This window comes from Sphingobacterium sp. UBA2610, from assembly GCF_002339225.1.
Lineage (GTDB): Bacteria > Bacteroidota > Bacteroidia > Sphingobacteriales > Sphingobacteriaceae > Sphingobacterium > Sphingobacterium multivorum.
In genome coordinates, this window is record NZ_DDKA01000017.1 from 241789 (window position 1) to 255984 (window position 14196).

General features: G+C 38.2%; 12 protein-coding genes. 6 read left to right on the plus strand and 6 right to left on the minus strand.

Annotation, left to right across the window (positions count from 1 at the left end; translation table 11 throughout):
• Positions 1-252: 252 nt before the first annotated feature.
• The 5 genes from B4Z47_RS12125 to B4Z47_RS12145 all read right to left on the minus strand — a co-directional run bounded on the left by B4Z47_RS12125 (position 253) and on the right by B4Z47_RS12145 (position 8487).
• Positions 253-3999 (minus strand): ATP-binding protein, encoded by a 3747-nt coding sequence (locus tag B4Z47_RS12125; protein ID WP_115047049.1) that lies wholly within the window; start codon positions 3997-3999, stop codon positions 253-255.
• 169 nt (positions 4000-4168) lie between these two features.
• Positions 4169-4942, minus strand: coding sequence for a succinate dehydrogenase/fumarate reductase iron-sulfur subunit (locus tag B4Z47_RS12130; protein ID WP_172840644.1), 774 nt, complete (start codon positions 4940-4942; stop codon positions 4169-4171).
• Between the two features lie 14 nt (positions 4943-4956).
• The gene (locus B4Z47_RS12135) at positions 4957-6891 is read right to left on the minus strand and encodes a fumarate reductase/succinate dehydrogenase flavoprotein subunit (protein ID WP_075990894.1); all 1935 of its coding nucleotides are present in this window, start codon (positions 6889-6891) and stop codon (positions 4957-4959) included.
• Between the two features lie 57 nt (positions 6892-6948).
• The gene (locus B4Z47_RS12140) at positions 6949-7719 is read right to left on the minus strand and encodes a succinate dehydrogenase cytochrome b subunit (protein WP_046674909.1); all 771 of its coding nucleotides are present in this window, start codon (positions 7717-7719) and stop codon (positions 6949-6951) included.
• A 171-nt stretch (positions 7720-7890) separates the two neighbouring features.
• Entirely contained in the window at positions 7891-8487 is a 597-nt protein-coding gene (locus tag B4Z47_RS12145; protein WP_075990895.1) for a porin family protein, read from the minus strand.
• 87 nt (positions 8488-8574) lie between these two features.
• On the opposite strand from B4Z47_RS12145, the gene B4Z47_RS12150 reads away from it, so the two are divergent.
• The 6 genes from B4Z47_RS12150 (at position 8575) to pruA (ending at position 12930) form a co-directional block, all read left to right on the plus strand.
• Entirely contained in the window at positions 8575-8784 is a 210-nt protein-coding gene (locus tag B4Z47_RS12150; protein ID WP_070561956.1) for a hypothetical protein, read from the plus strand.
• Complete coding sequence (locus B4Z47_RS12155) at positions 8781-9122, plus strand: tRNA-binding protein (RefSeq protein ID WP_075990896.1); 342 nt, start codon at positions 8781-8783, stop codon at positions 9120-9122. The genes B4Z47_RS12150 and B4Z47_RS12155 overlap by 4 nt, the downstream gene beginning before the upstream one ends.
• A gap of 9 nt (positions 9123-9131) precedes the next feature.
• Positions 9132-9599 carry a nucleoside deaminase gene (locus B4Z47_RS12160; RefSeq protein ID WP_115047051.1) on the plus strand — a complete coding sequence of 156 codons (468 nt, stop codon included), beginning with the start codon at positions 9132-9134 and terminating at the stop codon, positions 9597-9599.
• A 101-nt stretch (positions 9600-9700) separates the two neighbouring features.
• Positions 9701-10309 (plus strand): superoxide dismutase, encoded by a 609-nt coding sequence (locus B4Z47_RS12165; protein WP_115047052.1) that lies wholly within the window; start codon positions 9701-9703, stop codon positions 10307-10309.
• A 155-nt stretch (positions 10310-10464) separates the two neighbouring features.
• A complete protein-coding gene (gene msrA / locus B4Z47_RS12170; protein WP_115047054.1) occupies positions 10465-11124 on the plus strand; it encodes a peptide-methionine (S)-S-oxide reductase MsrA in 660 nt (219 codons plus the stop codon).
• Between the two features lie 168 nt (positions 11125-11292).
• On the plus strand, positions 11293-12930 hold the full coding sequence (gene pruA / locus B4Z47_RS12175; protein ID WP_075990900.1) for an L-glutamate gamma-semialdehyde dehydrogenase: 1638 nt from the start codon (positions 11293-11295) through the stop codon (positions 12928-12930).
• Between the two features lie 65 nt (positions 12931-12995).
• On the opposite strand, the gene B4Z47_RS12180 is transcribed toward pruA, so the two are convergent.
• Positions 12996-14177, minus strand: coding sequence for a metallophosphoesterase family protein (locus B4Z47_RS12180; protein WP_115047056.1), 1182 nt, complete (start codon positions 14175-14177; stop codon positions 12996-12998).
• Positions 14178-14196: the final 19 nt, after the last annotated feature.

A 14196-nucleotide genomic window follows, 5' to 3' on the forward strand; every position in this document is an offset into this window, starting at 1 on the left:
GAGCTTTTTTGTTTATAGTGTACTGTTCTTGTTATACTGATCCTTAAAGCAAAATAATAAGGCTATCGATTAACTGGTTAGTTTTATGCTATCAGTGTTTGAGTTATACCCTAATTGAACGCTATATTTTTATCTACATCAGTTGGTGTGACGCCCATTTCTTTACACAAATGCTTATTTAGAGACACTGAAGATGGAGCGCATATAAGCTTTCTTCGATGTCTTATTTTTGTTGATTGCTATCTACACATATTAAGACTCTATCTGTTGTAAAGGAAGCAGTATATGGAACGTTGTACCTTCGCCTTCTACAGTCTCAAAATAAATTTGCCCATTACTGGCTTCTATTGTTTTTTTGACAAGAACTAGCCCTAAGCCGTTTCCTGAACTCTTTGTCGTGAAATTAATCTGGAAAATTTTATCCTGCATCTCTTTGGGAATTCCATAACCATTGTCTTTGATGTCTATCTTGACAAATTTGTCTGAGTAGCGTTCAATGGAAATCTCGATCTTCATGTTTTTTCGCCCATAACCTCCTTCAATCGCATTTTTTATTAAATTATTGAAGGTTCTCAATAACTCATTACCATCAGCCTTAACAATAAGGGTTTTGTGATCGGCATTGTTAATGAGACGAATACTTACATTTGGTGTATTGTTGTACAAGGAAATGGACTTTGTTACCTTTTCTACAATATTGATGTTTTCCATTACTGTATTTGGGAATTTTGCGAAGTGCGAAAATTCTGAGGCAATATACGTCAATGCATCGATTTGTTCGATAAATGAAGTGGAGAATTTATTGAAGCGATCCGGAAATTTAGGGTCTTCATCTTTGTACGATCTACGGAGTTGCTGAATACCTAATTTCATTGGCGTCAGCGGATTTTTGATTTCATGGGCTATCTGTTGAGCCATCTCACGCCAGGTTGATTCGCGCTCAGTATCTTTGATTTTATTGGCATAGTCCTCCAGCTTTATGATCATGAGATTATATTCTTTGATCAATGTACCTATTTCATCATTTCGTTGCCAAAACAGAGGTTCGTTGGGTTGTCCCAGGCGTAGTTGTGAGATCTTCTTACTGATGATGCTCAATGGATTGGTGACACTGTTGGCCACAAATGTCGCATAAAAACCAAAGCCTATGATGATCAGCGAATAAATGTTCACTATTGTATTTAAAAGAAGATTCTTATTAATATTTTCTTCCTTCTGAAGCGAGAAGTTTGGTATACCTATATAAGCGAGTGTATTATAGTTTTTGTCCCTAATGGTTGCATAACTGGTCTCAAATTGAAAAGTGCCTATACGCTCATCTTCAATCGTCTCCGATTTTTTTAAGATAGAAAGATTCTTCAGTGCAGCTGGATTAATGAAAGTAGAGAAAAGTTCCAGATCGTAGATTCTACGTTGCGAGCTATAAAGCAACCTGCCTGATTTGGAATAAAGATTGAAGTCTTTGGAAATTGTTTCAGATAATGTCTTGAGCATGCTGATAAGCTGCGTCTCGGTGGATGTTTCATCTGTGTAGGTCAACATATTTTCCATCCGTTTGCCCAATTCGATAATAAAACGTTCCTTACTTGCTTTATTGTTATTATAAAGTTGCTTGTTGATACTTATATACGAAATTACCGCAGATATGAGGATAGCTAGTATTACCGATGAGATAATGGAGGTTTGAATACGTGTAGAGTACTGTATTTTATTTACTATTTTGTAGAACTGATATTTTAAATTACGGAAAGTTAGCTTGGTATTCTTAAGAAAGATATAGAATGATTTTATGAAATGGAAAAACATGAAAATCATAAAAAATACCAGGAACAAAAATGAAGTAGTCGCTAGATAGTCCCAAAAAGAAGGTTTTTGTTTACTGATAACATATGTTGAGAATTTATTGGCAACATAAGCCATATGTAGGTATGCATCACGGTCCAGTACTTGGATATATTCTCCTGGAACACCTTTCAGCCCCCTTAAATTGTTCTCGTAGGTATATTTCCCAAACTGTGTTATTAAAGAACCGCCTTTATAGAGGGCTATCGAATAATCCCCTTTATTATAATATTGCGAATTGTTGATCCGCATATCGGTGAGGATTTCGGGATAGGGAACCGTATAACTAAAATCTTTATTGGAAAGATTGATGATGACATTGACAATCCTATTTTGGTCAATGGTGACAGGAATAATGGAGAAGTATTCATGCGTACCCAATTCAGCGCTGGCACGGTAGAAGTTCTGCGTGACTTTTATCGACTTGTTGATTACCTTTTCTCGATATTCATTGATCTTATTCTGACTGGCTGGATTGAGCGGAATATTATTCTGATCATAATAATATGCTTTGAACTCGTACTTGGAAAGATAGCCACTAAAGTATTTTTTCTTGATAAAATCGTTGATCCCCTCGGTATTGGTATAGGGAAGGCTGATATTAAATAAGTGTTTTAATTCTTGATCGTTTGCTAAGCTACTTTCAATATCAGAGAATAATGAAACAGCATTGACATCATCTTCTGATTGTAGATTACTCAGCAAGATTTTCATGTCAATTAAGTTCCGTTCCTGATAGAAACGTGCGTGCGTGATCGCACTTATGATTGCCCAAAGTATCAGTACAGCAATATAATTTGTTAATATATGTCTGTCGAAATACTTCTCGCCAAATGATTTAATAAGGATGATCAGCGCGAGTAGCAAATTGACCAGGCTATTTTTCTCGATATAAAAGGAAATGATCAGGATGACAAAAATGACACATGCCAGTTGAATATTGAGTAGCTGCGTCGGTTTTAATTCTAATTTTTTAAGAAAAAATAGTACAAGATCAATGTAGATACTTAAAGCCAAAATACCCATGCCAACAATGCCTAGATCTACCCAACTTAAGAAATGTAAATCGACAAGTTTTGTGAAATCAAAATAGATGTTGTTGGAGTGTGTAATTAATGTACCAGCGATGTCATACAATAGACCGAACGATAGATATATACTTAGAATAAATCCGATTGCGATAGGAATTCTAAAGAGCCGGATGTTTTTTATTTTGTCAAAGTTGAGCTCTTTGCGAATTGAATAGATAAATAGAACCAACCATAGCACCAATATGGTGGTGGACATCACGGACCATATATTAGGGAAGAAGCGATTATAGGCGTAATTCCGTGAGTCGAAAATTGAAAATGTCGCATTTTCGGACAGCAGGTTCCACTTAAGATCGGCAAATTTGACAAGGCTAAATATCGACAATAGCAGTATCGCAGACCACCAGGCCCTTCCTGTCTTGGCCATATGTAAGCAGAGGCTATTGAAGAAGATCAGTAACGCGATCCAGGCAAGTAGCCAGCAGAAGAATTGCAAAATTGTATAGGCATTTTCATGCTCTCCATCTTTTAGCTTAACGGAGAACAGATAAGACCCCTCATTGCTATAGATATTTTTAATGGTGACCGTGTCTGTATAGGAGGCGATGTCAATATTTCTGGAGTCGAAGAAGTTTCTCCGCAAAGAGCTATTTAAATACGGGTTGTTGTTATTTGTATAGCCTTTTACAATAATATAGGCGAGTATACTGATATTGCCAATTGTTTTTTTTCGAACAACGTAAGAACGGTTATCATCCTGAATAAAATTGGATTTTTCTGGAAATCCCTGATCTGTAATAGGCACAAATAGATGCGTGCTCCACATCTTGGGTTCATGGTCCTTAAAAAGAAATAGAAAAACCTTTTCGTTGGTTTTAAACTTTTCGAAGGCCTGATATACTGCAATAGGATACTGATCGTAGTTTTTAAATGTTTTGAGCAGGAGTGAATCATTGAAAATTCGATCGACTTTTTTCTCTTGTTGAGCGATATAATCATTGAGTGATTTTGTATCAATGTCTAGTATTTCCTTATTGGTAACAGATTCTTTAATGGTTATAGCTGTTCCTATAAAGCATAAAGTCAAGATAAGTAGGAGTAATCGAATTTTTATACCAGAATTCACGTGCGTCAATTTACATTATTGTAAATATAAAAAAAAGTCCTTGCTTTCTTAGGGCAAGGACTTTTATATTATTTTTCTGAATTACCCATTTTCATGAGCCAGAAAGAATCTTCATTAGGTTTTCGTAGCTGTTGATGCTAGCGAAAACATGAAGGATTTAATATGCTAATTAAACGTGTGGTTCTTCTTGACGGAAGATTTTAGCAGTTAAATATTCACGGTTTAAGCGCGCAATGTTTGTTAACTTGATACCTACAGGACATTCAGCTTCACAAGCACCAGTGTTGGTACAGTTACCGAAACCTTCAGCATCCATTTGATCTACCATTGCCTGTGCACGTTCGTAACGCTCAGTTTGGCCTTGAGGTAATAAGGCAAATTGAGAGACTTTTGCAGATACAAATAACATTGCAGAAGCATTTTTACATGCAGCAACACAAGCACCACAACCGATACATGTAGCCGATTCGAATGCTTCGTCAGCAATACGTTTGGGGATAGGAATCGTGTTGGCATCAGGAACACCTCCTGTATTGATATTTACATATCCACCTGCTTGTTGAATGCGATCAAAAGCCGTACGGTCTGTTGCAAGGTCTTTCAACACTGGGAATGCAGCAGCTCTCCAAGGTTCGATGACGATTGTCTGTCCATCGTGGAAGCTACGCATGTGCAATTGACATGTTGTGGTACCTTCTTTAGGACCGTGAGGGCGACCATTGATTACTAATGAACACATCCCACAGATACCTTCACGACAGTCGTGATCGAAATATACAGGATCTTCTCCTTTACGAGTCAATTCTTCATTGACAATATCAAGCATCTCTAAGAAAGACATATCATCAGCGATATCGTTTGCCTGATAAGTTACAAATTGACCTTTATCTTTATCATTTTTTTGACGCCAAACTTTCAGCGTTAAATTCATATGTTGTGCCATGATAATTTTCCTTCTTATTTATAACTTCTTTGTGTTAACTGAACGTTCTCGAATACCAAGTCTTCCTTGTGTAATTCCTCAGGTACATTGTCTCCTTTGTATTCCCAAGCAGATACATAGGCGAATTCATCATCGTTACGTTTTGCTTCACCTTCTTCAGTTTGACTTTCTAAACGGAAGTGACCACCACAAGACTCAGCGCGTTGCAATGCGTCAACAACCATTAACTCACCCAATTCTAAGAAGTCAGCTACGCGACCAGCTTTTTCTAAAGAAAGATTTAATTCTTCATTCTCTCCAAGAACTCTAACATTTGTCCAGAATTCTTTTTTCAACTCTTGGATCAAACCTTGTGCTTTTTGTAATCCTTCAGCTGTACGAGCCATACCACAATATTCCCACATGATGAGACCTAGTTTTTTGTGGATATCATCAACAGTTTCTGTACCGTTTAAAGACAACAATTTGTTGATTTTGTCTTCAACTTCCTTACGAGTAGCTTCGAAAGCTGGATGGCTATGATCTACTGGCGCAAATGAACCTAATTTAGCTAAGTAATCACCCACAGTGTAAGGGATTACAAAATAACCATCGGCAAGACCTTGCATCAACGCCGATGCACCTAAACGGTTTGCACCGTGGTCAGAGAAGTTACACTCACCTAAAGCATACAAACCAGGGATTGTAGTCATCAAGTTGTAGTCAACCCATACCCCACCCATTGTGTAGTGAACAGCTGGGTAGATACGCATTGGTTGTTTGTATGGGTTCTCGTCGGTGATTTGGTAGTACATGTCAAATAAGTTACCGTATTTAGCACGTACTGCATCTTCGCCTAGACGACCGATCGCTTCTTTAAAATCCAAGAATACGGCGAAACCAGTTTTACCAACACCACGACCATCATCAACAGCTTCTTTTGCATTACGAGATGCTACGTCACGTGGTACCAAGTTACCGAATGAAGGGTATTTACGCTCCAAGAAATAGTCTCTGTCGTCTTCTTTGATATCATTGGCTTTGATCTCACCTTTACGTAATCTTTCTGCCATTTCTTGAGTTTTAGGAACCCATACACGGCCGTCATTACGTAAAGACTCTGACATCAATGTCAATTTAGATTGGTGATCTCCTGTTACCGGGATACACGTTGGGTGAATTTGCGTATAACAAGGGTTAGCAAAGTAAGCACCACGTTTGTGTGCTCTCCAAGCTGCTGTAACGTTACATCCCATTGCATTTGTAGACAAGAAGAATACGTTACCGTAACCACCAGTACACATCAATACTGCATGTGCAGCATGAGTTTCGATTTTACCGGAAACCAAGTCACGAGTTACGATACCTTTAGCATGACCATCGATCATAACCAAGTCTAACATCTCATGACGCGTATAAGATTTTACTTTTCCTTTTTTGATTTGACGGTTTAACGCTGAATAAGCGCCCAACAACAATTGTTGTCCCGTTTGACCGCGTGCATAGAAGGTACGGCTAACTTGCGCACCACCGAAAGAACGGTTGTCCAATAGACCTCCGTATTCACGTGCAAATGGAACACCTTGAGCAACACATTGGTCAATGATGTTGACAGATACTTCTGCCAAACGGTAAACGTTTGCCTCACGTGAGCGGTAGTCACCACCTTTGATTGTATCGTAGAATAAACGGAAAACAGAGTCTCCGTCGTTTTGGTAGCTTTTTGCTGCGTTAATACCACCTTGTGCCGCAATAGAGTGCGCACGACGAGGTGAATCTTGGTAACAGAAGGTAATTACATTATATCCTAATTCGGCTAAAGATGCCGCTGCAGATGCACCAGCAAGACCTGTACCAACAACAATAACAGTAAATTTACGTTTGTTAGCAGGGTTAACCAACTTAAGATTAAATTTATGATTTGACCACTTTTGGGCTAATGGGCCCGCTGGTACTTTTGAATCTAACATATCTCTTAATTTTATATTGATCGATAAAGCCTGAGCTTTATCTTAAAAGATTCTGAATTATTTAAAGAAGAAAAACAATGGCATTATTGCAAAGCCAATTGGAATTAATACCCCAAATACCCAAACACCGATTGCTCTGATGATTCCAATATATCTTCTGTGGTTAAAACCTAAAGTTTGGAATGCAGATTGGAAACCATGAATTAAGTGGAATGCCAAAGCTGCCATCGCAATAACATACAAAGCTACCAATGCAACATTTTTGAATGCAAAGTCAACTTGCTTGTACAAATCTCTCGCTTTTAAGATTTGAACATTGTTTTCTACCGTTTCTTGGTAGTCGTGGAATTCAGAAGCTTGAAGTTCTCTCGCTGTGGTTTGTCCAGTTGCCAAATCAGTACGGTATTCGATGTACGGCACTTCATCATTGTGAAACTTCCACCAAAAATTAGACATGTGCGTAGCTAAGAATACTAAAATGACAGTACCTAAGATACCCATGTTGCGTGAATTCCACTTGCTGTTTGCTTGACCATCATATTTGGCATAACCAATAGGACGAGCGGCCTTGTTTTTCATCGACAATGTAATAGCGTAGATGACGTGAACAATTACCGAAGCATACAATAAGTAAGAAACAACTTTGATTGGTGTAAAGTGAGTCATAAAATAGGCGTACTTGTTGAACGCTAGACCCGCATCATCTTTAAATAATTGCAAGTTACCAACCAAGTGAACAACTAGGAATAAACATAGGAAGATTCCTGTTAAGCTCATGATTAGCTTCTTCCCAATCGAAGAACTGAAAACTGGCTTTGATTTACTCATTATCCTTGTAATTTAATTTGAATTAGGCAAATCTACTATTTGCTATTAAATATGATACCATTTTGACAAGAAAAAGCAATAATTTAGAACGGTTCTAAAGTTTATTGAAATAAAAAGTCCGTTTTGAATAAAAACGGACTTTTAAACAGTATATGAACAAGGTTTAAAGAACTATAGGATACTGAATAATCTATAGCCTAAACCGATACTCCACATGTTGATTTTGGGATTTGCCTGACTTTCGTTGTTGACCTTGTTCAAGCCCATTTCATATCTTACATCGACACGTAAGCTTGAAATGTCAGCACCTACACCAAATGCCCAAGATGTACCACTTTTTTTGTAGTTATTTGGGTTCAATTGGTCAATGACTTTATCTTGCTTGTCATCGACTTTAAATGAAAATATTGGGCCAGTTTGAATCCTTGCTCCAATCGGACCTAAACCAAAACGTTTGCCTAATAATACCGGAACATCGACCGTTGTAAATTTTACATCTGTCGATTCGCCATTTTCTGCTTTCACTGTCGTGTTTTTACCTGTTAAGTAAACCTCAGGCTGAATATGGAATCCCAATACACCAACACGTCCATAAAGACCTGCTTGGTAGCCTGCTTTCGTGTCAGAATTGAAATATTTTCCATCACTTTTAAGTTTAGAGAAGTTCAAGCCTCCTTTTACACCCACCTCAAACCCTGGCAAAAGCTGCGCCTGTGCCGTTGCTACGCTACCACAAATCAAAAGTAATGCTGGTAAAATCTTTTTCATAATCTTTTATTTATGTATATATTGTATCTTTAAACAAACTTTTACAGTTCAGTAAAGATATACAAATTTTATACCTAAATCTGAGTTATGCTGAAAATTAACGAAGAACAGTGGCAAGTAGCCAAAGAAAAACTCCGTCGCAAGTACAACCACTTAAGTGATGAAGATTTAGCTTTTCAAGCAGGAGAGGAAGATAAACTGATCAATAGATTGTCTTTACGTTTGGGACGGAAGCCTTCCTATGTTTTATTTACGATAGGTAAAGAGATTCAGGATATTAGTAGCAACCGATTATGAGTGATGCCATTAGTTGGAGCGATTTTGAGAAAGTGGATTTACGGGTAGGAACTATTTTAGAAGCAAAAGACTTTCCAAGAGCTAAAAAGCCAGCATATCAATTGAAACTTGATTTCGGCGATGAAATTGGTGTATTACAGAGTAGTGCCCAGATTACAGTACACTACAACAAAGAGGAGTTGATTGGGAAGCAAGTTGTCGCAGTTGTGAACTTTCCCAAAAAGCAGATCGCTAATTTCTTTTCTGAGTGTCTAGTGACCGGATTTCCGGACGAAAATGGAGATATTATTTTGACATCTGTCGACAAAAAATTACCAAATGGATCTAAACTTAGTTAAGTTTGTACCATGACATTTATAGATTTTGAAGGAACACAACTCATCGATAGTGACGAGTCGTTCATGCGTATGGCATTGAATGAAGCTAAGGTCGCTTACCAAGAGGGAGAGGTGCCTATTGGGGCAGTTATTGTTCATCGAGGACGTGTTATAGGGAAAGGTCATAATTTGACGCAGCGATTAAATGATGTGACAGCTCACGCTGAGATGCAGGCTTTTACAGCAGCAGCAAATTACCTTGGGGGCAAATACCTGGATGAATGTACATTATATGTTACCATTGAGCCTTGTATCATGTGTGCCGGAGCGGCCTATTGGACACATATTGGTAAAATAGTCTATGGAGCCAAAGATGAAAAGCGTGGCTATTCCCATTTTCACGATAAAATATTACACCCCAAAACTGTCATTACACATGGCATTTTGCAGGACGAATGTGCTGATTTGGTAAAATCATTTTTTCGTCAAAAACGGTAGGGAAATAATGGATTTATTGTAACACATAAAAACATAACCGTGTATATTGTGTTATATTTGTATGTATAAACGAAGTAATAAACATTTAAATTAAAATAGATATGGCATTTGAATTAGAAGCGTTACCATACGCAGCCGACGCATTGGAACCACATATTGACAAAACTACAATGGAAATCCACCATGACAGACACCATCAGGCATATGTGGATAACTTAAATAAAGCTATCGCAGGAACAGACGCAGAAAACTTATCCCTATTGGATATTATTAAAAATGTAAGTAAATACAGCGCAGCAGTACGTAATAATGGTGGTGGTCACTATAACCACTCTTTGTTTTGGAAGGTTTTAGGCCCAAATGCAGGTGGAGCTCCAACAGGTGAATTAGCCGAAGCAATCAATGCTACATTTGGTTCATTTGATGAGTTGAAAAAACAACTTCAAGCTGCTGGTGCTACGCGTTTTGGCTCAGGATGGGCTTGGTTAATCGTTGGTGCTGATGGTAAATTGGCCGTAACTTCTACACCAAACCAAGACAATCCATTGATGGATGTTGCTGAAGTAAAAGGAACTCCTATTTTAGGTATCGACGTTTGGGAGCACGCTTATTACTTGAAATTCCAAAATAAACGTCCGGCGTATTTAGAAGAAATTTTTAATGTTATCAATTGGGATGCCGTAGCTGAAAATTATGCTGCAGCTAAATAGTTGATCATTTGATAGCGCAATAGAAAAGCGACAATAAGTTATTATTGTCGCTTTTCTATTTTATAAACAAAACCTAGTTGGTATTTGTTTATAGGGCATGAATTTAACTCCAATAATTCAGGGAACATAAAAGGAAAGAAGAAGGGTAATTATTTATGAGAAATATTCTGATACTTTTAACAGCACTTTTTGTATTGAACTCCTGCCAGGGGCAGCAGCAGGGGCATCGGGTAAAGAAACCTGATTTCACCAAATTACCTGAAAAAAATACGGCGAGTTTGGATACGGCGACATTTGCTGCAGGATGTTTTTGGTGTACTGAGGCTCAGTTTAAGGAGTTAGAGGGTGTTGTACATGTGGTTTCGGGATATACCGGTGGATGGGTAGCAAACCCAAGTTATGCGCAGGTTTGTACCGGGAGTACAGGGCATGCGGAAGCAACCAATATTATTTTTGATCCAAATGTGATCAGCTACGATAAACTATTGGAGGCCTTTTTTGTAGCACACGATCCAACGGAGCTCAATCGTCAGGGAAATGATGTTGGCACCCAATATCGTTCGGCTATTTTTGTGCACAATAAAGAGCAGCTTGATAAGACGCAATATTATCTTTCGACGTTAGAAAAGGAGCATGTTTTCAATAAACCTATTGTAACCGAAGTAGTTCCGGCAACCGTATTTTATCCAGCAGAGGACTATCATCAAGATTATTATAGATTAAATGGAAAAGAACCATACTGCCAATTGGTGATTAAACCGAAATTGGAAAAATTTAAACGTATCTTTTCCAAGGTGCTCAAAGAAGGACAGTAACTTTGGGTATTCATAAAATTTGAGGTAATTTTACTTCTATTAACGCTATTTAGTGTCATGCTAACAAGTTGAAACCATGGTTTCTGATGAAAATAATGGAATGAACAAACTTGATCCCTTCATGATTCATAAATAGTATTTTTTGGATGAATAATTAATAATTGTAATATGTCTAAAGGATTTTTTACAGTTCCTGTTCCTACCAACGAACCGGTGTACACATACGCTGTCGGAACGAAAGAACGTAAATTGTTGAAAGCAGCAATTGATGAGGCACGTTCGAAACAAATCGATATCCCAATGTATATTGGTGGTAAAGAAATCACTACTTCTAAAAAAGTAAACTTAGCTCCTCCACATGACCACCAACATATTTTAGGTCAATACAATCAAGGCGATAAATCTCATGTAACAGATGCAATCAATGCAGCTTTAGCGGCGAAAAAGGATTGGGAAAATCTTACTTGGGAAGATCGTGCTGCGATATTCTTAAAAGCTGCTGAATTGATTTCAGGTAAATACCGTTATGAGTTGAATGCTGCTACGATGTTGGGACAATCGAAGAACCCATATCAGGCAGAAATTGATTCGGCATGTGAGATTGTGGATTTCTTGCGTTTCAATGTACAATACATGAGCGAAATCTATAAACAACAACCTCCTATATCAGGTAAAGGTGTGTGGAACCGTGTAGAACAACGTCCTCTTGAAGGTTTTGTATTTGCATTGACTCCATTCAATTTTACAGCGATTGCGGGTAATCTACCTTCCTGTGTCGCAATGATGGGGAATGTTGTTGTATGGAAACCATCCAATACCCAAATCTATTCAGCAAATGTATTGATGAAAATTTTCCGTGAAGCTGGTCTTCCGGATGGTGTTATCAACTTGGTGTATGTTTCAGGTCCTGACGCTGGTGATGTGATTTTCCAACACCCAGATTTCGCAGGTATCCACTTTACTGGTTCAACAGGAGTATTCCAGGATATCTGGAAGACGATCGGTAACAATATCCACCGTTATAAAACGTATCCACGTATTGTTGGTGAGACTGGTGGTAAGGATTTTATCGTTGTACACCCTTCGGCCGATTTGAAAGCTGCAAATACAGCTTTGGTTCGTGGTGCTTTCGAATACCAAGGTCAAAAATGTTCTGCTGCATCACGTGCATACATTCCTAAATCGTTGTGGCCTGCATTGAAAGAATCTATGACTACTGACGTAAAATCTTTTACAATCGGTGGAACAGAAGATTTTACAAACTTTTTCAATGCTGTAATTGATGAGAAGTCATTTGATAAATTAGCGAAGTATATCGACAGAGCTAAAGAATCTAATGACGCAGAAATTGTAGTTGGTGGTACATACGATAAATCTAAAGGATATTTCATTCATCCAACAATCATTGAGGCTTCAAAACCAGATTACGAAACCATGGTTGAGGAATTGTTTGGACCTGTCCTGACCGTATATGTTTACGAGGATGCTAAGTTTGAAGAAACCTTAGATATTGTTGATACAACATCTATTTATGCCTTGACTGGATCAATCATTGCGCAAGATCGGTATGCGATTAATTTAGCAACAGATAAATTGAGACATGCCGCTGGTAACTTCTACGTGAATGATAAGTGTACAGGTGCTGTCGTAGGTCAACAACCGTTTGGTGGTGCTAGAGGCTCGGGTACAAACGACAAAGCGGGATCAATGATCAATTTGCTTCGTTGGGTGTCTCCTCGTACAATCAAAGAGACATTTAATCCAGATACAGATTATAGATACCCTTTCTTGGAAAAGGGAGAATAAGAAAGTTCGCATCGCAGCTTTCTTCAATCAAAATAGAAAAAAGGGCGCTTATCAAGCGCCCTTTTTTATTTCTTAAATAATCCCAGTTCTGTGCCATCGTCTCTAGTCATCCGTATGTTCAATGACTTGTTGTTGCCGGCTACATCGATGATAGTTCTTTTCCCAACTTTTGGACCTCCGCCTATAAATACAGGATAATTGTGATCTTTATCTGCAGGGTAGTAGCCATATTGATGTGTATGACCAGAGATCATGGCATCAATTTTATATTTCTGAAACAAGGGATGAAAACATGCTCTGTTATCCAAGGTACCATGCCAGTCATCCGAATGAAAAATCGGTATATGGCTAATGACAACAGTGTGTTGTGCACGCTTTCTTTCCTTGGATTGTAGAACCTTTTCCAGCCATTGAGCCTGTTCTTTTCTGTAGTTATCATAGTCGACTGTTCCGGCGTATACCTCATGATTGTCAGGCTTGTCTTCGCCACTGTCCAACATGATCCAAAAAATAGGACCTCTTTTAAAGGCCTGGTAATACTTGTTGTCAGGATAACCAAAATATCGTTTGAAATTACGCGCGAAGGATCCCCTTGTCTCATGGTTTCCCCGATTCATAATGAATGGTTTGCTTGTCGCAAAAAATTCAATTGGCTTTAGTAGTTTCTCTGTAATATCTTGCTGATTGGTGACATAATGAAAGGAATCACCATTCAGTACAAAAAAATCGTAGGGTGAAATATCCTGATGCGGAATAAGGTCACGATAGCTGCTTTTTTCCTCATGTACATCGTTATAGACCAGACAGCGAATCTGTTCTTGATTGTTCTTGGCTAATTTGGCCTCGAAAATAGGGGTTTCTATTTCTTGGCCGTATACGATTTTATAAGGATCGAATTTTTGCACTTCCTTCGCTTTGATGCGATAGCGAAATGAGCGCGGTGCGTCTTCAATTGTAAAATGAAAGAAATCAGTATTGGCATTGATCATCCCATCTTCGGATTGGTAGATCTTTTTTTGGACATTCCCTCCATTGTCCAGTATCTCGAGCCAAGCAAAGGCATCTTTGCTCAAAATCGTAAAAATACTGATTCCTGTTTCGGTTTGATTTTGTAGATAGGCAGGTACGACAAAGCTAAACTCGTTTTCAATTTCGTTTGAACTGTTTTCTTGAGCGATGCTGATATTGGGCAGTGTAATCCCAGCCAGTGCTAGGGCTTCCAAAAATCTTCTTCTGTTAAAATTCATATTTAAAGGTCACAAGTGG